Source organism: Intestinimonas timonensis (assembly GCF_900626145.1).
Taxonomy (GTDB): Bacteria; Bacillota; Clostridia; order Oscillospirales; family Oscillospiraceae; genus Intestinimonas; species Intestinimonas aquisgranensis.
Genome location: NZ_LR130816.1, coordinates 1,023,324 through 1,044,013 on the forward strand (window position 1 = coordinate 1,023,324; position 20,690 = coordinate 1,044,013).

General features: G+C 54.9%; 11 protein-coding genes, 9 tRNA genes, 3 rRNA genes, 1 pseudogene and 1 riboswitch. Of the genes and pseudogenes, 20 read left to right on the plus strand and 4 right to left on the minus strand.

What is annotated here, in order from left to right:
- Positions 1-189 precede the first annotated feature (189 nt).
- From E0E29_RS05035 to E0E29_RS05105, 15 genes are all read left to right on the plus strand, one after another.
- Entirely contained in the window at positions 190-1,719 is a 1,530-nt protein-coding gene (locus tag E0E29_RS05035; RefSeq protein WP_242622372.1) for a spore germination protein, read from the plus strand.
- Between the two features lie 835 nt (positions 1,720-2,554).
- Positions 2,555-3,661, plus strand: coding sequence for a Ger(x)C family spore germination protein (locus tag E0E29_RS05040; RefSeq protein WP_130848910.1), 1,107 nt, complete (start codon positions 2,555-2,557; stop codon positions 3,659-3,661).
- 16 nt (positions 3,662-3,677) lie between these two features.
- Positions 3,678-4,778, plus strand: a complete 1,101-nt coding sequence (locus E0E29_RS05045) for a GerAB/ArcD/ProY family transporter (RefSeq protein WP_165449797.1) — start codon at positions 3,678-3,680, stop codon at positions 4,776-4,778.
- 635 nt (positions 4,779-5,413) lie between these two features.
- Positions 5,414-6,945 (plus strand): 16S ribosomal RNA (locus tag E0E29_RS05050).
- A 129-nt stretch (positions 6,946-7,074) separates the two neighbouring features.
- Positions 7,075-7,151 (plus strand) — tRNA-Ile (locus tag E0E29_RS05055).
- 13 nt (positions 7,152-7,164) lie between these two features.
- Positions 7,165-7,240 (plus strand) — tRNA-Ala (locus tag E0E29_RS05060).
- Positions 7,241-7,506: 266 nt separating this feature from the next.
- Positions 7,507-10,348, plus strand: a 23S ribosomal RNA gene (locus E0E29_RS05065).
- 87 nt (positions 10,349-10,435) lie between these two features.
- Positions 10,436-10,510: transfer RNA gene (locus tag E0E29_RS05070), tRNA-Glu, on the plus strand.
- Positions 10,511-10,520: 10 nt separating this feature from the next.
- Positions 10,521-10,596 (plus strand) — tRNA-Lys (locus E0E29_RS05075).
- 172 nt (positions 10,597-10,768) lie between these two features.
- A 5S ribosomal RNA gene (gene rrf, locus E0E29_RS05080) occupies positions 10,769-10,884 on the plus strand.
- The 16S, 23S and 5S rRNA genes sit together here with 9 tRNA genes alongside, the layout of an rRNA operon.
- A 43-nt stretch (positions 10,885-10,927) precedes the next feature.
- Positions 10,928-11,003 (plus strand) — tRNA-Asn (locus E0E29_RS05085).
- A gap of 71 nt (positions 11,004-11,074) precedes the next feature.
- A tRNA-Ile gene (locus E0E29_RS05090) sits at positions 11,075-11,151 on the plus strand.
- 3 nt (positions 11,152-11,154) lie between these two features.
- Positions 11,155-11,230, plus strand: a tRNA-Trp gene (locus E0E29_RS05095).
- A 40-nt stretch (positions 11,231-11,270) separates the two neighbouring features.
- Positions 11,271-11,347: transfer RNA gene (locus E0E29_RS05100), tRNA-Asp, on the plus strand.
- Positions 11,348-11,373: 26 nt separating this feature from the next.
- Positions 11,374-11,449: transfer RNA gene (locus E0E29_RS05105), tRNA-Thr, on the plus strand.
- A 112-nt stretch (positions 11,450-11,561) separates the two neighbouring features.
- Here E0E29_RS05105 and E0E29_RS05110 read toward each other — a convergent pair.
- The 4 genes from E0E29_RS05110 to E0E29_RS05125 all read right to left on the minus strand — a co-directional run bounded on the left by E0E29_RS05110 (position 11,562) and on the right by E0E29_RS05125 (position 14,741).
- Entirely contained in the window at positions 11,562-12,344 is a 783-nt protein-coding gene (locus tag E0E29_RS05110) for a site-specific integrase (protein ID WP_130848912.1), read from the minus strand.
- A gap of 119 nt (positions 12,345-12,463) precedes the next feature.
- Positions 12,464-12,829: an N-terminal phage integrase SAM-like domain-containing protein gene (locus E0E29_RS05115; protein ID WP_341273100.1), complete on the minus strand. Its 366-nt coding sequence runs from the start codon at positions 12,827-12,829 to the stop codon at positions 12,464-12,466.
- A gap of 13 nt (positions 12,830-12,842) precedes the next feature.
- Positions 12,843-14,252, minus strand: coding sequence for a transposase (locus tag E0E29_RS05120; RefSeq protein WP_130848914.1), 1,410 nt, complete (start codon positions 14,250-14,252; stop codon positions 12,843-12,845).
- Between the two features lie 282 nt (positions 14,253-14,534).
- Complete coding sequence (locus tag E0E29_RS05125) at positions 14,535-14,741, minus strand: helix-turn-helix domain-containing protein (protein WP_130848915.1); 207 nt, start codon at positions 14,739-14,741, stop codon at positions 14,535-14,537.
- Between the two features lie 336 nt (positions 14,742-15,077).
- On the opposite strand from E0E29_RS05125, the pseudogene E0E29_RS05130 reads away from it, so the two are divergent.
- The 5 genes and pseudogenes from E0E29_RS05130 (at position 15,078) to E0E29_RS05150 (ending at position 20,593) form a co-directional block, all read left to right on the plus strand.
- Positions 15,078-15,843: pseudogene (locus tag E0E29_RS05130) on the plus strand (IS5 family transposase).
- 153 nt (positions 15,844-15,996) lie between these two features.
- Positions 15,997-16,182, plus strand: a riboswitch (cobalamin riboswitch).
- A 124-nt stretch (positions 16,183-16,306) separates the two neighbouring features.
- The gene (locus E0E29_RS05135; protein ID WP_242622373.1) at positions 16,307-17,809 is read left to right on the plus strand and encodes a nitrogenase component 1; all 1,503 of its coding nucleotides are present in this window, start codon (positions 16,307-16,309) and stop codon (positions 17,807-17,809) included.
- Positions 17,806-18,996 (plus strand): nitrogenase component 1, encoded by a 1,191-nt coding sequence (locus tag E0E29_RS05140; protein ID WP_130848917.1) that lies wholly within the window; start codon positions 17,806-17,808, stop codon positions 18,994-18,996. Before E0E29_RS05135 ends, E0E29_RS05140 begins: the two co-directional genes overlap by 4 nt.
- Positions 18,963-19,790 (plus strand): nucleotide-binding protein, encoded by an 828-nt coding sequence (locus E0E29_RS05145; RefSeq protein WP_479723846.1) that lies wholly within the window; start codon positions 18,963-18,965, stop codon positions 19,788-19,790. The genes E0E29_RS05140 and E0E29_RS05145 overlap by 34 nt, the downstream gene beginning before the upstream one ends.
- Positions 19,790-20,593: a radical SAM protein gene (locus E0E29_RS05150; protein ID WP_242622402.1), complete on the plus strand. Its 804-nt coding sequence runs from the start codon at positions 19,790-19,792 to the stop codon at positions 20,591-20,593. The genes E0E29_RS05145 and E0E29_RS05150 overlap by 1 nt, the downstream gene beginning before the upstream one ends.
- Positions 20,594-20,690: the final 97 nt, after the last annotated feature.

The following is a 20,690-nucleotide window of genomic DNA, read 5'->3' on the forward strand; positions in this document are numbered from 1 at the left end:
GCTCCTTTTCCATCTATCCTTCGGAGGCGGGACCTCCGTATTTGACTCGAAAGCCGGGCAAGCCCGGCGGCACGGTAAAAGTATAGCCGTTTCCCGGGAAAAATCAACCCTCCCGGTCCATTTTTCCCCAAAATGGGGGAATAAACGGGGAAAAGCCGGGACAGACTAGGCCAGAAAGGAGGGAGGACGGTGTTTGGACGAAAAAAGGGCGAGCGGGAGCCGGTGCCGCCCCATCCCCGACAGGAGCCCCGGATCGACGGACCCCTGACGGCGGAGAATATGGAGCGGGTCTTTACCGACTGCGTGGACTTTGCCAAACGGACGGTGGCCCTGGGGGGCGATCCGGCCAGGACGGCCACATTGTGCTATCTCTCCGGCATGGTGAAGATGGAGCGGGTCAGCGACTATATCCTGCGGCCCCTGGCCCAGGACGAGGCTCTGGCACAGTGCGACGAGGCCCAGGCGGTGGAGCGCATCCAGAAGGGAGCCCTCTACAACCTCATCCTGGAGGAGCGGACCACCGCCGACCAGGGGGTCTTCGACCTCATCAACGGGTGGTGCCTCCTCTTTTTCCCCAAAACGGGGAAGGTGCTCTCCTTCCTGGTCCAGACCGAGGAGAAGCGGTCCATCTCCCCCTCGGAGAACGAGCCGCCCTTGAAGGGACCCCGGGACGCCTTTGTGGAGTCGGTGCGCACCAACACCTCCATCCTCCGCCGCCGGGTGCGGACCCCGGCCCTGCGCATCCAGGAGCAGCTGGTGGGCCGGCAGACGGTGACCCCGGTGGACCTGGTGTGGATCGAGGGCATCGCCCACCCGGAGACGGTGGCGGCGGTGGAGGGGCGGCTGGCCGCCATGGACATCGACGGCCTCATCTCCCCGGCCAGCCTGGAGGAGTATCTGGCCGGCGACCTGCGCACCGCCTTTCCCACCATCCTCTCTACCGAGCGGCCCGACCGCTTCTCCGCCGGCATCGTGGAGGGCCGGGTGGGAGTGCTGGTGGACGGCCTGCCCATGGGCTGGCTGCTGCCCGCCGGGCTCAGCCAGTTCTTCCGCACCCCGCAGGACAAGGCCCTGAGCTGGATGGCGGCCTCGGCCCTGCTGGTGCTCCGGTACCTGTGCATGCTCACCACCCTCTTTCTCCCCGCCCTCTATATCGCCGCCGTCACCTTCCACCTGGAGCTGCTGCCCACCCGGCTGGCCCTGGCCATCGTGGCCGCCAAGCAGGACGTGCCCTTCACCACCATCTTTGAGGTGCTCATGATGCTCCTGGCCTTCGAGATCATCCAGGAGGCCGGGCTGCGGCTCCCCAGTTCCATCGGCCAGACCGTCTCCATCCTGGGCGGTCTGGTGGTGGGCTCCGCCGCCGTGGAGGCCCGCATCGTCTCCCCGGTGGTCCTCATCGTGGTGGCCGCCGCCGGCATCGCCGGGTACACCATGCCCTCCCAGGACTTCGCCGCCGCCCTGCGGCTGTGGCGCTTCGGCTTTGCCGCCCTGGCCGCCCTGGCCGGTATGTTCGGCGTGGCCATGGGGGGACTCCTCCTCATCTGCCACCTGGCCTCCCTGGAGTCCTTCGGTGTGGCCTACCTCTCGCCCTTCGTGGCCAGCGACGGGGAGCGGCACGCGGCATACGCCGTCCTCCGGCGACCTCTGCCCTTCGTCAAGCTCCGGGAGGCCGCCCTCCGCACCCGCAACCGCCGCAACCAAGGCACTTTTTCTTAGAAGAAAAAGTGCCCAAAAAGAACTTTGGGTTCGCTCTGGACGTGGGTGAGGAATCTGAAGCATGCGCCCGGTGACGGAAGGAAGAAGGACCACGCGGCAATCCCCACCCACGCAGGCGGCGAAAAAAGTGGAGATAGGACCACAGCTTACCCCTGTTCCACCGAGGTAGTCTACCGTAGACGGGGCTGGACCTCGATGGGGGCGTAAAGCCGGGCCGCCGGATTCCTATCTGGAGCCACCTAACCCGCCCGGGAGCCCCTTTTTCTTTGGATTCCAAAAACCGTTCTTTTTCCAGCAGGGAAAAAGAAACGGGTTTTGAAAGCGTCTCTTTTCTCCAAAAACGTATGTTGATTGGTATTTGCTGAAATAAACATAACCTTCCCCCTAATGGGGGGAAGGTGCCCCGCAGGGGCGGATGAGGGGGCGCTGAATAGAAGAAAAAGGGAAATCCATTTTACCAACCCACCCTCATCCGTCATTTGCTTCGCAAATGCCACCTTCCCCCTGGAAGGGGGAAGGTTGAGCCTGTCGACAAAGTCGACAGGCTCTCTCAAAAATGCAGGCATTTTTTCGAAAAGATGCAGGCCGCTGCATCGCACTCGCTTCGCTCGCACGTTTGCGGCCTGAGCAGTGTTTTTTCCGAGGCACATGTCCCCGGAAAAAACAGACTGTACTTGATTCCGTCGTCTGCGGACGACGGAACTCTGCGAGGCTCTTGCACAAAATCTGACGTATATGCCCTTTTTCGACAACCTGCACCTTCCCCCTGGAAGGGGGAAGGTTTTACAAGGCGTCCCGGGGTTGCCACACCCAACTCAACAGAAAGGAGGTCCCCATGAGACGCATCATTACCCCATTTATCATGCTCAGCCTCCTGCTCACGGGGGGCTCAGCCCTGCCCTACGCCCACCAGATCGACAAGACCGTGCTGATGGAGGTGCTGGGGGTGGACGCCGGCGTGGGGGAGACGGTGACGGTCACCGCCGCCAGCGGCGCCCGGCCCGGTGACCAGGAGCCCCTGGTGCTCTCCGCCCAGGCGGGGACCATCTCGGTGGCCTGCGCCGACATGGGCGAGCGGGGAGAGGACTTTGTCTTTTTCGGCGACGTGGAGCAGGTGCTGGTAGGGGAGGAGGAGGCCCAGCGGGGCCTGGAGTCTCTGCTGGGCCACATGGCCCATGACCCGGAGCTGCGGCTGGAGGCCGAGCTGTGGGTGGTGAGGGGGGCGGAGGCTGCCGACCTGCTGCTGGAGGCAGGGGAGGGGGAGAGTCTGCCCGACCGGCTCTCCGCCATGTCCCGAAACGCCGAGCTGCTGGGTGGACCCCGGCCCCAGATGGCCCGTGGGGCCCTCACCGACCTGCTGGAAAACGGCGCCACCCTGCTCCCCGCCCTGGAGCGCCGGGAGGCCGAGGACGGCCAGGGGGCTCAGGGAGAGTATGTGCTGGTGACGGCGGGCTATGCCGTCATCCGGGACGGAGTCCTCCAGGGCTTCACCGATGAAACCGCCGCCTTCGGGGCCGACCTGCTGCGGAGCGTGGGCAAGGGGCAGATCCTGGAGCTCTCCGGTCCCGACCGGGGCTATACCGCCTTAAAAATCACGGGGGTCAAGACCACCTTCCGCACCGTATTTGAGGGGGATACCCTCACAGGACTGCGGGTGGCCTGCGCCTTGGAGACCCAGGCGGCGGAACTCTCCGGCGCCGCCGCACGGCTGGGGGAGGAGGACCGGCTGGCTCTGGAGGGAGAGCTCTCCCGGCTGGCCGGGGAGGCCATCGAGGACGCCATGGAGCAGTTCCAGGCCTTCCGCGCCGACGCCATCCACCTGCTGGACCGGGTGGCCCTGGCCGTGCCCTGGAAGCAGGCCGTCCTGGAGGAGCAGTGGCGGGAGGTTTTCCCCAACCTCACCCTGGAGGTGAAGGTGGATGCCACTGTGGCCAGAAGCTGAGGAAAGGAGGTGCCCTATGGAGGGGGACCGGATCTCCGCCCGGCAGCTCTACGGGATGCTGTTCACCGGGCTTTTGACCCCGGCGGTGCGGGCGCTTCCCGTGCTCACCGCCGCTGTGGCCGACAAGAGCGCCTGGCTCACCGGCCTGCTGGCCTTTCCGCCCCTGCTGGGGGCGGGCTGGGCCGTCTACACCCTGTCCAGGGGACAGGATGGGCTCTCCGGCGGTTTCCGGAGGGCCTTTGGCACGGCGGCGGGCAAGGCAGTTACAATTATATATATGTTGTGGGCCATCTTCCTCCTGTGCCTGGAGGGACGGCTCTATGCTGGACGGATGGTCACCGCCGGCTACCGTGGGGCCTCTCCCGCCGTCTTTCTGCTGGTGCTGCTGGCGGTGGTGGTGTGGATGGCCCGGCGGAAGTTCTCTGCCTTCGCGCGGGCGGCCGAGATCTGCTTTCTGGTCCTGGCTCTGATCCTGGCGCTGGTGGTGGGCTTCTCCCTCCTGGACGCCCGGCCCCGCCGCGTGCTGCCTGTGTGGACCCAGGATCTCCCCGCAGCGGCGGCTGCCACCCTGGTGCCCGTGGGCGTCCTGTCCGGCGGCGTGCTGGGCGGCTTTCTGGCCGGACAGGTGGACCCCAGAGAGGGGGACGCCCGGCGTGGCCGCCGGTGGCTGCTGGGTACCTGCATCGTCATTACCCTGCTCCAGCTGGGCGCCGTAGCCCAACTTGGGGCGCAGCTATGCGCCCGGGTGGAGGTGCCCTTCTTTGAGATGGCCCGTGGCGTTGGCATGGACGGCGCCTTTCAAAGGGTGGAGTCTGTGGTTATGGCCTTCTGGATCCTGAGCGACTTTGTATGGATGGGTACCCTCCTCTTTGCCGTCAAGGCCATGGTATCTGTCCTGGCGGGCCCAAAATGGGTGAGGCGTATCCCGGTCCTTGCCGCCCTTCTTGCCTTCCTGGGTGCCCTCTTTCTCTTTCCGGACGACTTCGCCGCCCGGGATTTGGACGTCTGGCTGGTCCCAGCGGGACAGCTGGTGCTGGCCTTTGTGCTGCCTTTTTTGGCCCTGCTGTGCAGCTATATCAGAGAGAGAAAGCGGGGGAGGGCCCCGCCGGGGTCCTAAGCCCTTTGGAATGCATCCATATCTTGGGGTGTAAAGCGTGAGAAAAGGGACAGATATAGTTGTGTTTTGCCGCTGTAAAAAGAAAGGCAGGAAAAGTCAATAAATTTGAAAAAAGGTGTTGACAAAGCGGGAACGATTTGGTATATTAACTGAGCGCTTTGCGAGAGGCACAAAAACAGGACGATGACGAGAAGAAAATCTCTGAGATCTGAAAAAAGTGCTTGACAAAAGCTCTTGAGTTTGCTAAAATAAACAAGTTCGCGTCAGAGAGAACGAGTTCGAGAGTGACGAAAAGTTCGGAAAACCTCGAAAAAAGTTCTTGACAAGAACTCGATGATCTGGTAAACTAAATGAGTTCGCGTAAGACGCAAACGAGTTAAGCGCTCTGAAAACTTCGAAAGAAGCTGAAAAAAGTGCTTGACAAGCACCACGGGATGTGGTAAAATAAAGACCTGCTGTGAAAGCGGCGTGTACCTTGTAAATTAAACAACGTGAAGAACGAAACACGAAGCACCAGAAAAGGACAGATGTCCTTTCTAGTCGAGTGACTTGAAAGGCTCTTGACAAGATTTCTTTGAAGCTTATGGATAGCTTCAATAAGATGATTTGAAGAACCTCGGTTCTTTAGATACCATTTTATTGAGAGTTTGATCCTGGCTCAGGATGAACGCTGGCGGCGTGCTTAACACATGCAAGTCGAACGGAGTGCCCATGACGGAGTTTTCGGACAACTGATTGGGTTACTTAGTGGCGGACGGGTGAGTAACGCGTGAGTAACCTGCCTTGGAGTGGGGAATAACAGTCGGAAACGACTGCTAATACCGCATGATGCATTTGGGCTGCATGGCTCTGAATGCCAAAGATTTATCGCTCTGAGATGGACTCGCGTCTGATTAGCTAGTTGGTGAGGTAACGGCTCACCAAGGCGACGATCAGTAGCCGGACTGAGAGGTTGGCCGGCCACATTGGGACTGAGACACGGCCCAGACTCCTACGGGAGGCAGCAGTGGGGAATATTGGGCAATGGGCGCAAGCCTGACCCAGCAACGCCGCGTGAAGGAAGAAGGCTCTCGGGTTGTAAACTTCTTTTAAGAGGGACGAACACAATGACGGTACCTCTTGAATAAGCCACGGCTAACTACGTGCCAGCAGCCGCGGTAATACGTAGGTGGCAAGCGTTATCCGGATTTACTGGGTGTAAAGGGCGTGTAGGCGGGAAGGCAAGTCAGATGTGAAAACTATGGGCTCAACCCATAGCCTGCATTTGAAACTGTTTTTCTTGAGTGATGGAGAGGCAGGCGGAATTCCGTGTGTAGCGGTGAAATGCGTAGATATACGGAGGAACACCAGTGGCGAAGGCGGCCTGCTGGACATTAACTGACGCTGAGGCGCGAAAGCGTGGGGAGCAAACAGGATTAGATACCCTGGTAGTCCACGCCGTAAACGATGGATACTAGGTGTGGGGGGTCTGACCCCCTCCGTGCCGCAGTTAACACAATAAGTATCCCACCTGGGGAGTACGATCGCAAGGTTGAAACTCAAAGGAATTGACGGGGGCCCGCACAAGCGGTGGAGTATGTGGTTTAATTCGAAGCAACGCGAAGAACCTTACCAGGACTTGACATCCTACTAACGAAGCAGAGATGCATTAGGTGCCCTTCGGGGAAAGTAGAGACAGGTGGTGCATGGTTGTCGTCAGCTCGTGTCGTGAGATGTTGGGTTAAGTCCCGCAACGAGCGCAACCCTTATTGTTAGTTGCTACGCAAGAGCACTCTAGCGAGACTGCCGTTGACAAAACGGAGGAAGGTGGGGACGACGTCAAATCATCATGCCCCTTATGTCCTGGGCCACACACGTACTACAATGGCGGTCAACAGAGGGAAGCAATACCGCGAGGTGGAGCAAATCCCTAAAAGCCGTCCCAGTTCGGATTGCAGGCTGAAACTCGCCTGTATGAAGTCGGAATCGCTAGTAATCGCGGATCAGCATGCCGCGGTGAATACGTTCCCGGGCCTTGTACACACCGCCCGTCACACCATGAGAGTCGGGAACACCCGAAGTCCGTAGCCTAACCGCAAGGAGGGCGCGGCCGAAGGTGGGTTCGATAATTGGGGTGAAGTCGTAACAAGGTAGCCGTATCGGAAGGTGCGGCTGGATCACCTCCTTTCTAAGGAGACTTCCGGTGACCAAGAGTCGCTGGTAACGTCCTAAGGTCAGGGCTTTTCTGGAGCGTGCGAGGACTTCGCGTTGTTTAATTTAGAGGGCGCACACCGCTGAAACGGTGAGTACCTAGCGCGGGCCCATAGCTCAGCTGGCTAGAGCGCACGACTGATAATCGTGAGGTCGGTGGTTCGAGTCCACTTGGGCCCACCACTAAAACCCTTACGGGGGTATAGCTCAGTTGGTAGAGCACCTGCTTTGCAAGCAGGGGGTCACCGGTTCGAGTCCGATTACCTCCACCAACAAAATCAGATCTCAATGCTTAAACGAGTGTTGAGCATTGAGATCTGACCTTGATGGTCAGAGGTCTGCACCTTGAAAACTGAACAATGCGAAGAAAGTATTGAGAGCAAGCAACAGAGGGCAATAAGCAAATGTTGTGGAACTTTAAGATAGAATGGCGAAAGCTGTTCTAGTGAAGGGTAAAACGACAATGAAGCCAATTGAACTTCTGTGATGCCTGCATGATTCATGATCTAAAACGTGGAACCAGAAAGGTTCTGCGAAAGGTCAAGCTAGAAAGAGCGCAAGGGGAATGCCTTGGCATCAGGAGCCGACGAAGGACGTGACAAGCTGCGATAAGCTACGGGGAGCGGCACATACGCTTTGATCCGTGGATTTCCGAATGGGGCAACCCGGCAGAGCAATACTCTGTCAGCGTGCGTTGAATAAAATAGGCGTACGCGGGGAACCGCCTGAACTGAAACATCTAAGTAGGGCGAGGAAGAGAAATCAACCGAGATTCCGCAAGTAGTGGCGAGCGAACGCGGAAGAGGGCAAACCAGAGGATTTATCCTCTGGGGTTGTGGACTGACACAACGGCAGGATAGTTTAGCTGAACGGTATGGGAAGGCCGACCACAGCGGGTGATAGTCCCGTAAGCGAAAAACGATTTCTGTTAGTCAGTATCCAGAGTACCGCCGGACACGTGAAACCCGGTGGGAAGCTGGGGGGACCACCCTCCAACCCTAAATACTACCTGATGACCGATAGAGGAGCAGTACCGTGAGGGAAAGGTGAAAAGGACCCCGGGAGGGGAGTGAAATAGAACCTGAAACCTTGTGCTTACAAGCACTCAAAGCCCGTTAACGGGTGATGAGGTACCTTTTGTAGAATGGTCCGGCGAGTTATTGTAACAAGCAAGCTTAAGGTATTCAGTACCGGAGGCGAAGGGAAACCGAGGGTTAATAGCCCGCTTTAGTTTGTTGCAATAGACCCGAAACCGGGTGACCTATCCATGAGCAGGTTGAAGTGGAGGTAAAACTCCATGGAGGACCGAACGCACGTTCGTTGCAATGACCGGCGATGACTTGTGGATAGCGGTGAAATTCCAATCGAACCCGGAGATAGCTGGTTCTCCCCGAAATAGCTTTAGGGCTAGCGTTGGTTTAGATTACCGGAGGTAAAGCACTGAATGGGCTAGGGGCCGATAAGGTTACTGAACCCTATCAAACTCTGAATGCCGGATAATTGATGACCAGCAGTCAGACTACGTGAGATAAGTTTCGTGGTCAAAAGGGAAACAGCCCAGACCCACAGCTAAGGTCCCTAATGTATGCTAAGTGGAAAACGATGTGGAGTTGCGAAAACAACCAGGATGTTGGCTTAGAAGCAGCCACTCATTAAAAGAGTGCGTAATAGCTCACTGGTCGAGTGACTCTGCGCGGAAAATATAACGGGGCTAAGCATACAACCGAAGCTTGGGCTGCACAGCAATGTGCGGGGTAGGGGAGCGTCGAATACGGGGTGAAGTCGCATCGGAAGGAGCGGTGGACTGTATTCGAGTGAGAATGCCGGAATGAGTAGCGAGAATCATGTGGGAATCATGATGGCCGAAAATCTAAGGTTTCTTGGGGAAGGTTCGTCCGCCCAAGGTAAGCCGGGAGCTAAGGCGAGGCCGCAAGGCGTAGTCGATGCACATACGGTAGAAATTCCGTAGCCACCGAACTTTAAGCATGCTGACACTTTGGAATAGAGGATCCCGGGCGTTGGTTGACCCGGGCGTAAGGGACCGAAATTTAGTAGGGAAGTCTTCGATGTCCAGAGGCGAGAAAAGGCATGTGGTATACTAAGGTGCCCGTACCGCAAACCGACACAGGTAGATGAGGAGAGAATCCTAAGGCCAACGGGAGAAGGGTTGTTAAGGAACTCGGCAAAATGACCCCGTAACTTCGGGATAAGGGGAGCCTGCGCGAGCAGGCCGCAGAGAATAGGCCCAAGCGACTGTTTACCAAAAACACAGGTCTATGCTAAATCGAAAGATGACGTATATGGGCTGACGCCTGCCCGGTGCTGGAAGGTTAAGAGGAGGGCTTAGCGCAAGCGAAGGTCTGAATTGAAGCCCCAGTAAACGGCGGCCGTAACTATAACGGTCCTAAGGTAGCGAAATTCCTTGTCAGGTAAGTTCTGACCCGCACGAATGGCGTAACGATTTGGGCGCTGTCTCAACAGCCCACCCGGCGAAATTGTTGTACTGGTGAAGAAGCCAGTTACCCGCAACTAGACGGAAAGACCCCATGGAGCTTTACTGTAGCTTAATACTGGAAATCGGTAAATCATGTACAGGATAGGTGGGAGACTTGGAAGTACGGGCGTCAGCTCGTATGGAGTCGTCCTTGGGATACCACCCTTGATTTGCTGGTTTTCTAACCTGCGGCCGTGAATCCGGTCGGGGGACACTGTTAGGTGGGCAGTTTGACTGGGGCGGTCGCCTCCAAAAAGGTAACGGAGGCGCTCAAAGGTTCGTTCAGCACGGACGGAAACCGTGCATTGAGTGTAAACGCATAAACGAGCCTAACTGCGAGACTGACGGGTCGAGCAGTAACGAAAGTTGGAGTTAGTGATCCGGCGGTATGTGCGTGGAAATGCCGTCGCTCAACGGATAAAAGCTACCCTGGGGATAACAGGCTGATCTCCCCCAAGCGTCCACAGCGACGGGGAGGTTTGGCACCTCGATGTCGGCTCGTCGCATCCTGGGGCTGAATTCGGTCCCAAGGGTTTGGCTGTTCGCCAATTAAAGCGGCACGCGAGCTGGGTTCAGAACGTCGTGAGACAGTTCGGTCCCTATCTGTTGCGGGCGTAAGAGATTTGAAGGGAGCTGTCCTTAGTACGAGAGGACCGGGATGGACGAACCTCTGGTGCACCAGTTGTCCTGCCAAGGGCATAGCTGGGTAGCTACGTTCGGACGAGATAAACGCTGAAGGCATCTAAGCGTGAAACTCCCCCTAAGATTAGATCTCTCACTCTTTATGAGGTAAGGCACGTCGTAGACTATGACGTTGATAGGTCGGAGGTGGAAGCACGGTAACGTGTGCAGCTGACCGATACTAATCTGCCGAGGGCTTGACCTTAACATGATTGTGCAGGCGCTTGTCCTCTACTTTACCTCGCATTGTTCAGTTTTGAGGGTGCAGACAGATCCTCTGCGACGCATACGTGGCCCGTTGGTCAAGCGGCTAAGACGGCGGCCTCTCACGCCGCAAACGTGGGTTCGATTCCCGCACGGGTCACCATTTCTTCTATGCGCCTTTAGCTCAGTTGGTAGAGCAACTGACTCTTAATCAGTGGGTCCCCGGTTCGAATCCGTGAAGGCGCACCAAACTCCATCGGGTGCCTGCGCGCCCGGTGGAGCCCCCTGAGCAAAATCAAGCAAAAAGTGCTTGACTTCTCCTTGAAAACCTGATATAATAACTTATTGTTGAGAAAGACGGTAAGGAGAGAAAAGTTCCCTGAAGTTTTCTTTGCTTACTTTCTTTTTCAAAAGAAAGTAAGTTGGTGCTGATTGCGGTGAGGGTCCACCCGTTTCCATTCCGAACACGGCAGTTAAGCTCATCTGCGCCGAAAATACTTGTCTGGAGACGGACCGGGAAGATAGGTAGTGCCAACACAAACAGAGCGGTCTGGTCGGCCAGGCCAGGCCGCTTTCATATTCCTCAATAGCTCAGTTGGTAGAGCATGCGGCTGTTAACCGCAGGGTCGTTGGTTCGAGTCCAACTTGGGGAGCCAGAATGTAAGGTCTGCCGTCACGGTGACGTGGCGGCAAACCATTACTATAAGGAACCGAAAACCGGCGTCATGGGCCTTTAGCTCAGTTGGTTAGAGCAACCGGCTCATAACCGGTCGGTCCACGGTTCGAGCCCGTGAAGGCCCACCACATAGGGGTATAGCTCAGCTGGTAGAGCAGCGGTCTCCAAAACCGCGTGCCGAGGGTTCGATTCCTTCTGCCCCTGCCAGAATAATGACAGAGGATTCTGTTCATAATAAAGCATTGATGGCGCGGTAGTTCAGTTGGTTAGAACGCCGGCCTGTCACGCCGGAGGTCGAGGGTTCAAGTCCCTTCCGCGTCGCCATCATGGGGTGCAATCGCGCCTCATATGCTGCTGTAGCTCAGTAGGTAGAGCGCATCCTTGGTAAGGATGAGGTCTCCGGTTCAAATCCGGATAGCAGCTCCAGAAAACGCTTGAAATCTTCGGATTTCAGGCGTTTTTTGTTTTAAATTGTTGCTTGAGAAAAATGCACACTCACTATATGCTAATTTTCGAGCTAATGCAATTTCTTTTTGCCTCAAACCGCCGTTTCTGCATCACGGAGCAGTAACTGCAAGAGCTGCTGCGCAAATGCGGGATCGGACTTAACCCGGTTTAGCAAGACGGCGCTGCTGATCGAAGTTGGTGCAGCTGCGGTTGCCTGCCCTGAGTAGAGATCCGCTTCCACAAGCTGAGAAAGGTTTCTCTTTTCGGAGTCCAAGGCCTCATTGTAGTTGCTCATAAGAACTTCCGGGGACTGTCCGCTGCTCTCCGCTACCAACTGGTAGTTATTTTGGGTAATTCGTACTTTGTGCATTTGGCCTGACTTCCTGAGCCCTTGAAAATCAATTTGGTCTTCTATGTGATGGGCTGTCTGCCACTTGCGAAATGATTTGCAGAGGTTATTTGGGTCAATAGGGCGGCCATCAGGCTGGCAAATCAGCAGGCCATAGTCGTGGTAATCCCGGCCCAGCAGTTCCTTGTTTTCTTTGATCTCACGCAGGCGACAAAGCACTTCTTTCAGGAGCGGTGTGGTTAAGTATTGCTTGCGAAAACTCTCATCGGTCTTGGGCGCTTTCAAAATCATACAGGAAGATGACATGGAGGTTTGCTTCGGAAAGATTTGAATGATACGTTCCTTGGGGAGTTCCTTCAGGGACTTGTCCGAAACACGTTCGACGATCTGGGTAATCCATAAACTCTGATCATTGGGGTCAACCGAGTTGGCGTCGATGCCCACGACTTCACCAGCCCGCAGGGAGCAGACAAAACCGAGGTGGACTGCCAAATGCAGCAGGGGGTTATCGACCATCTGATCCAAAACCTCTATAATGGCAGACGCAGCCCATGACTTCCGCTTCTTGTACTTCTCGGATGGAGCAGTTGCATTTGGGATTTCGCTCACATACCCCCAACGCTTTGCCGTGGGGAAACCAACCATCAAAATATTATAGCATTTTTGATGGTTGGTGAGCTGAGGGTCGGGATTTCACCGGCCTTCTTGCCATAGCTTTTATAGCCGCTGCACGGCTTTTTCCGCAAGTGATCCAGGAAATTGTCGATGGCCTGAGCTGTGATGGTACTCATTACCCAATCGCCGAAGTACGGGAGAATATGGGCTCTCAGATTTGTTTCGTAGCTGTCATAGGTTTTGGGCGAAAAGTTTCGCTTCCTGGCGTAGGCTGGCAAAAATCGCTCCATGAATTCCCGATATGTCCGAGTCAGATTTTCCTCGGGTGCGCCTGCGATGGCAGGCTCACCATCATCTTGCCGGTCACGAGCGATCTTGATGGCTGCCTTCTCAATGGCGCGGGAGCGTTTATAGTCGGACCTGTTGACAAAGACGAAATATGGGCTGAGAAATTATATTCTCGGCCCATATTTTATCCATTAGCATTGCAGAAAAGATGGCTTTAACCATCCTTTTTAGGTTTAATGCCATGGCAGACAGGAGACATTCCTCAGTCGCTGCAAGAATGCCTCGTTTCCGAATTTTTAAAAGGTTATGCTCCCTTTTCATAGCAGCAAAGCTGCCTTCAGCCCATATTTTTCGTTTTCTCATCATGTACAGGTATTCCGGAGTATTGACCCTTAAATGCCCTCTGTAAAACGCAGGATAGCAGCTGCTGGCCAGAATTCTTCTACGCACACCGGCTGTATCAAAACAAGTCTTACGGGAAGTGCATTTCCGGCAGACATCTCCCTGTACCTGGTAACAACGAAGATATTTCCCTGTGGACTTATTGCAGTTCAGACGGTGATATACAAGAGGCTGTCCCATTGGGCAAATAAATGTATCCTGTTGCGGATCATATGAAAATCCATATTTACTTGGGTCATTGGGAAAACGGATGGCCGGAATATAACCGGTAATTCCCAGTAGTTCCAAGCCCCTGTGAACAGCACCAGTGTCATACCCTCTGTCCAAAGCAACTTTCTCCATAGACAGGCCCAACTGTTTTTGCTGCCGTTCCAAATGCCGCAAAACCAAGAGGCTTTCTTTTTCATTTGCCGGTAATACATCTACTCCTGTAATAATCCCATATTTACAATCTACGGTCGCTTCCATGAGGTATCCCACACCTCGTTTGCTCCCGTGGTGGATATAGCCACACTCAGGATCTGTTGTGCTTGTTGTAATCTTTTTGGTGACTGTATGGCTCGCTGGCTTCTTAAATCCCGGCTGTGATGCAAGCTCCTGGTCCAGATTATCAAGATAGCTCAACATGCTCTGCTCGACTTCAACTTCTATATCCATCCAGCTGTTCCTTGAAACTTCGGCTGGGATGTAGCTGCCATCGGAGGCCATCTCTTTGCCGTCTATCAATTTCTGTTCCATGCAGCATCGGACAATTTCCAGAAAGATCTGTTGGAACAAGCTGCTCTCATTCCACTTGCGGACTCTTGTTTTGCTGAAGGTAGAATGATCCGGTATCTTTTCTCCAAGCTCAAAGCCACAAAACCAACGATAAGCAATGTTTAGCTGAATTTCCTGGACAAGCCGGCGTTCTGACTTGATGCCATAAAGGTATCCCACCAGCAGCATTTTAAACATACTAACAGGGTCAACAGATGGGCAGCCATTTGCAGGGTAATATGGCGCTACAAGATCGTAGATAAAGTCAAATGAAACCATCTGATTGATTTTCCGAAGTAAGTGATCGCGTGGAATTAATTCTGCTATATCCAGAATCACCATACTCTTCTGACCGCTTTGCCGTCCCATCATGCTCCATCCCTCCCTTATTTTAATTATACCATGGGAATGGGGTGTTTGGGACTTTTGTCAACAGGTCCATAGTCCAACGCCGCCTGGCGGAGCTCGTCCGTGCGTTTCTGGGACTGCAAAAGCTCAATGTAGGCTTTACGCTGTACGGCCTCCAATTCTGTGTCGTAGGACTCCCACTGCTGCTTCGTTTGCCCGGTCGATGTCCGGTATGAATAGATTACGTTGTGGGATGCGCCTCTTACCTTGTATGTTGCCATAGTAGTGTTCCTTTCCATGATGTGCTCAGGAAGCGCCGTCTACCCCATCCAACCAATTATCAAAGGACTCCTTATGGATACGGAGACAACGCCTGCCGAGACGAATGACTTTAAATTCTTTCGTGCCTTCGCAGAGGTAATAGGCCTTGCGAATGCTCACACCAAGGATCTCAGCTACTTGCTCAACGGTGTAGGTTCGCTGTGCAGTAGCACTGCATTGATTGGAATTCATATCATGAGATTCCTCCTTGCAGCCTGGCAACCATTCAGATAGAAATGTACCTCCCTTCGTATAGATTAGCAGGTAAGTACATTATAGCCTGAATCAAATGAGTTGCCAAGCGGAGTATTGTATTTTTGCACCTGACTCTGGCTCACTTCCTGCGCTCTGCGTTCAGACCGCGTATTTTCAGGCTGCCGCTGTGCGGCACTTCCGTCGGCGGCGTGCAGAACACCACACTGTCGCCGGCTCCTGTATGACCTCCAGAACAGGCTGTGGAATTTTCAAGGTACATTAGGCCTTGTTTGAAAAATAAAAGTTACACAAGAAACCAAGTTATGCGAAGTTATGAGCATGAAACGATATGAATTAACAAAAGAACAATGGGAACGAATCAAGCCGCTGCTGCCACCGGAAGAAACGGGAAAGCGGGGTCGTCCCCGGAAGGATAACCGGATCATGCTCAACGGAATGCTCTGGATCGTCCGGAGCGGTGCGCAGTGGCGTGAGCTGCCGGCGACCTATGGTCCTTGGCAGTCTATATACGCAAGATTCGCCAAATGGCGGAATGAGGGCACTCTGGAAGCGGTATTCCACACACTGTCTGCGGACGCGGATATGGAGAACCTGAGCATGGACTCCACTTGCGTAAAGGTGCATGAAAGCGCAAATGGCGGGGAAAAAAACGGCGGATAAGGCGGTTGGCCGTACCAAAGGCGGGTGGAACACAAAGCTCCACGCTGTCGTAGACGGTCTGGGAAACCCGGTGGAGTTCCTTCTCTCCGCTGGAAATGACCACGATTCGGTTCACGCTGTTGAACTGCTGAAAAAGGTCAGAATCGGCGGGAGTGCCGTGCTGGCAGACAGGGCCTATGGTGCCCGGACGATTCGGAAATATATCTCAGCGCACGGGGCCAGCTATGTGATCCCGCCGCAAAGCAACGTTTCCGATCCCTGGCCGGTTGACTGGCATCTGTATAAAGAACGCCATCTGGTGGAGTGTTTTTTCCAGAAAATCAAGTGGTTTCGCAGAATCGCCACCAGATATGACAAGTCGGATGCTTCCTTCCTAGCCTTTGTGTATCTTGCCTCCATCGCTATTTTGTTGCTTTAGCACAATCTCCGCCTTTTTTCAAACAAGCCCTAATCACTTACGATCATTAAAACATAGCTTGGTGTAATTGTAGCACTGGTATCCAGACTCTGTAAAACCTGGACTTTTCAAAAAGACCTCTTTCTTTTCTGATTAGAATATGGTATGATATAACCACATGTACTTTCAGCAAGTGGCCAGACACTGTCTGGTAAGAGGGAATCGGGTGTAAATCCCGAGCGATCCGGTCACTGTAAGTGGGGAGTGCGCTGCAGATTGCCATTGCATAGTTCATATGTGAGAAGGCGCAGTGCGTGACGAGCCACAAGCCAGGAAACCTGCTTGCTGAATTTGTGGGGACGCTTCCGGTCAGAGCCGATCCACAGGTTTCCGGCCCTGCCGGTGCGCCTGTTTTCGGTCGGCTCTGCGTCAAAAGATGCGGTGCCGGCTGTTTTGTTTTTCCGGGTAGAGAGGATGAATGCGAATGCACCAGCCCTTTTTTGAAGATCTGATGACCGCAATGTATCCTTCCGGTCTGCTGCACACGTTTGGTGTTAATGGAAAGATTTCTGGTAGTGTGGGCGCAGTAGGAGAGATGCAGGATGTGCTCCCGATCATCCACAGCCCACGCGGCTGTGGATTCCACTACCGTTACTCTGCCCGGCGGCGGCACCAGCCTTTTTACAATGTGCTGACCTCCAATCTGGAGGAGCAGGATATTATCTGCGGCGGAGAGAACAAACTGCGCCAAGCGATCCGGGATGCCTGGCGCCGCTACCGGCCTAGTCTGATTATGGTAATCCCATCTCCAATCAGCGATATCCTCAACGAAGAGATACGTTCCGTTTGTGATGAACTGCGGCTGGAGGGAATTCCGGTGGTTGGAGTCCAGTCTGAGCTTTTCTCGCATCGGGACAAAAACTATACCCGGAATCGGATCAGAGCGCTGGCTCGCCAGACCATCACTGGTGATAATCGCTTAGAGATGGAGTTGAAGGGCTGCGGCTTCACTGAGGCGCTCTACGCATTGGTGGAACAGGTGATGGAACCATCTGCGATAATCCCCCACAGTGTCAACATAGAGACGGTGGGTTGGGGAAGCGAGGGGAAAGTGGCCCTGCGGGAAATTGAGACTCTTTTGGGCCGCTGCGGCATTCAAGTAAACACGTGGATTCCCAGCGCTGCGCTCTCTTCCTTGGTGCATGCTCCGGCTGCGGAGTTAAATCTGGTCAAGCGGATTCGCTGGGCCAGGCGCATGCAGGAGAAATTTGGAACTGGATACCTGCATCTTGGAGATGCAGGCCGTTACACCGGCTTGAATGGAATCTGCACTTTTTATCGAGATATTGGGCAGGCCCTTCACATGGAAACAGCGGTGGAACCCGTTGTTTTGGGGGCAAGAGCCCAGGCTATGGAGGAGACGGCGGAGGCCCGCCGCCGCCTGGGACAGGCCCGTACAGTTCTTGTCAGCCGCAGTATTCAGCAGGCCCCCTTTGAACTCAAATCCTATGTCCAAGACTATGGCCTTACAGTTTCTCAACTCTGTGTCATCCTCACGCCGGAAAGCCGAAAAAACTTGAATCTCACTCCCGAATTAGAGAGTAGCCTGTTGGCTCGGATCAAGGAGGCAGTTGTCCTTTATAGTCCACAGACGGAGACTATTATAAACCCGGATGAGGCGGTACTGCGGGCAATTTTTTCAGAGGCTGACGCAGTAGTAGGAACTAGTGACTTTACCCTGGAGGGAATGGGGGCACCCCTGATCCCAGCGATCAATGAGACTACTTCGCTCTCCTTTGCCTCCTACGTCCGCACAGTAAAAAGGATGTGCCGCCGTATGGAGCATGCCACGGAACGTAGCAGTTTGCTGCTGGGAAAGATGTCTTTCCAAAGCCGCTATTACCCACTATACTGTGATAACTCCAATCTGGCTGCCAAAGAGATGTGGTCTAGGATGTGGCTCAATCGAAAGGAGGCTTCTGAATGAAACCCGCCAGTGGATGCAGACTATTTGGTGCTTATCAGGCTCTTGGCGGAATTCAGGATGGCGTCGTCTTGCTTCACTCTGTAGTGGGCTGCAATTTCGGCTCCATGTCTCTCCACCTTGCCCAGGATATGCGTGACATTAGACAGACTTGTACTGTGATTAGTGACAGTGATGTGGTATTCAGCGGTGAGGCTTCTCTGGAGCGGGCCGTCCGCTCCGCATTGGAGCTCTTCAGGCCGGCTGGCCTGTTTGTGGTCAGTGGCTGTGTCAGTGAGATGATCGGAGACGATATCTCAGGTGTTCTGGCACGAATCTACGGGGATACCCCGGTGGTTCATGTAAAAGCAGCCGGATTTTGCGGAGATATAGTCAGCGGTCTAGAAGACGGATGGCTGGCGTTGCTCCCACTGATGGAATCCCAGGTGTCCCGCCAGGACACCCGACCTGCAGTCAACCTGATCGGATTTGGCATGGACGATCCCCACGCTGCGGATGATGTGGAGGCCATTCGGGCCATGATTGCCCCTCAGGCTGTGCTAGGGACTGTGTTTTCCCGCTGCACGTTGGAGGAGGTGCGTTGTGCGTCCTGTGCCGATGTGAACTTTGTGCTCCGAGGTCGCGGTCGGAAATTGGCTCAGGCCATGGAGGAACGGTTCGGCATACCGTGGGAGGAAATCGACTACCCCTATGGTGTCACTGGTGCGGACGACCTGTGGGGACGGCTTGAGCGCCGTTTTGGTCTGGATTACCGTCAGGCACGGAAGGACTTGGAACAACAGATTGTGGAGGGAGCCGGGCGGGCCTACCGGTATGTACAGGCTCTCTACGGCATGCCAACTGCACTTCTCGCCGCAGGATCGCGGGCCGATGGCATGCGGCGCTTTCTGGAGCAGGAACTGGGAATGGAGGTGGTTTGTTTTGCCCGCCGGGAAGAACTCTGCGATCAAGAGGACTTCTATCAGCAGCTCCGCAATTCCGAGGCCGCGCTTTTGTTCGGCTCATCCTTTGAGCAGGACGGCGCCGATGAGCTGGAGATTCCGCTGATCCATATAGATTATCCGGTGTTCGATGAAATTTGTCTGACCACCCGACCCCACCTTGGCGGGTCTGGAACCCTCCATCTTCTGGAGGATATCTTTCGTGGCATCATGAAATGCCGCACCCTGAAGGGGGCGCTCTATCAGTGAAACGCATCTGCGTCTATGGAAAAGGAGGCATCGGGAAGTCTACCACTGTATGTAACTTGGCCGCAGCAATGGCCCGGGCGGGAAAACGGGTGGCTGTCGTAGGCTGTGATCCCAAGGCGGACTCTACCCGGTGCCTGATGGGACGGCGGATTCCAACCGTTCTGGATCAGCTTAAGACCGGGGTTCCTGGAGAAATCGCTTTTACGGACAGTCGGGGTATCCGCTGTATTGAGGCGGGGGGGCCGGAGCCCGGCACTGGCTGCGCCGGGCGAGGTATTATTGTGGCTATGGAGGAAATTCGCACCCGTAATCTTTTAGAGGATCGGGACGTGGTTCTCTATGATGTGTTGGGCGACGTGGTCTGCGGTGGATTCAGTATGCCATTGAGAGAACAGGTCGCTGAGGAAGTATACCTTGTTACCACAAGTGATTTTATGTCGCTTTACGCCGCCAATAATATATGCCGAGGTATCCGCAAGTATGCCCAGAGCAGCGGGGTCCGACTGGCCGGAGTGATCCAAAATGGCCGTAGCATCGTAGATAATGACAATCTCCTTTGGGCGTTCGCCGCAGAGCTGGGAACCAAGGTGGTAGGGAAGATTCCTATGAGTTCATTGATTGGGCAGGCAGAGCTGGAACGCCGGACCGTCACAGAATACGCACCAGAGAGCGAACCCGCCCAAGCGTTTTTCACACTGGCTTCCATTCTGTTGGAGCACAGTGGGGGCTGTATCCCAATGCCAATGACAGATGACCAACTGGAAATACTGTGTCAGAAGGCGGTTCTGCTATGATGCTAACGGAACACCCCTGTTTCTCGGCCCATGCCCACTTCCGTTATGGCCGGATTCATCTGCCGGTAGCCCCGAAGTGTAATATCCGGTGTGGTTACTGTGACCGCCGCTTTGACTGTGCCAATGAGTCCAGGCCCGGTGTTACCTCCGCTGTTGTCTCACCCGAGGAGGCTTTGGTTCGTGTGGAGCGTGCCCTGTGCCAGGATAACCGATTGCGGGTAGTGGGCATTGCAGGGCCGGGTGAACCCTTGGCCAATTCCGCTACATGGGAAACCCTTCGCCTGGTTCACCAGCATTTCCCCAATCTTCTCCTGTGCCTGAGCACAAACGGACTGACCTTGGCCGACCATCTGCCGGAGTTGCTGGACTGCGGAATCTCTTCCCTGACAATAACGGTCAACAGTCTGTCTGTTCATTCGGCGAAGCATATATATCACGCGGTGGCTGGCAGCACAGATACCGATGCGATATCGGCTTTTCTCACTGCCCAGCAAGAGGGCGCTGCAAAAGCTGTAACAGCGGGAGTCGCGGTGAAGATCAATACAGTTGTTATTCCAGGGGTCAATACAGACGAGATTGAGGAAATTGCACGGTGGGCAGGTCGGGTGGGAGTGTCTGTTATGAATCTGATGCCTCTTATCCCCCAGGCGGCGTTTCAGGGCGTTTCCCCTCCTAACCAATCGTTGTTGTGTGACCTGAGAAGCAGAGCCGGGGTTTATGTTTCTCAGTTCACCCACTGCAGGCAATGCAGGGCGGATGCGGCAGGGGTTCCTGGTGAGCCAGAAGGAGCCTATTATCGCTGAAGCCCAGCCAATGCTTCCCTTGTCAGGCATCCAAAGACGATTATTATGGATTTGTATCTGTTGACAAGGAACTATCGCGGATGTATATTAAATTCAT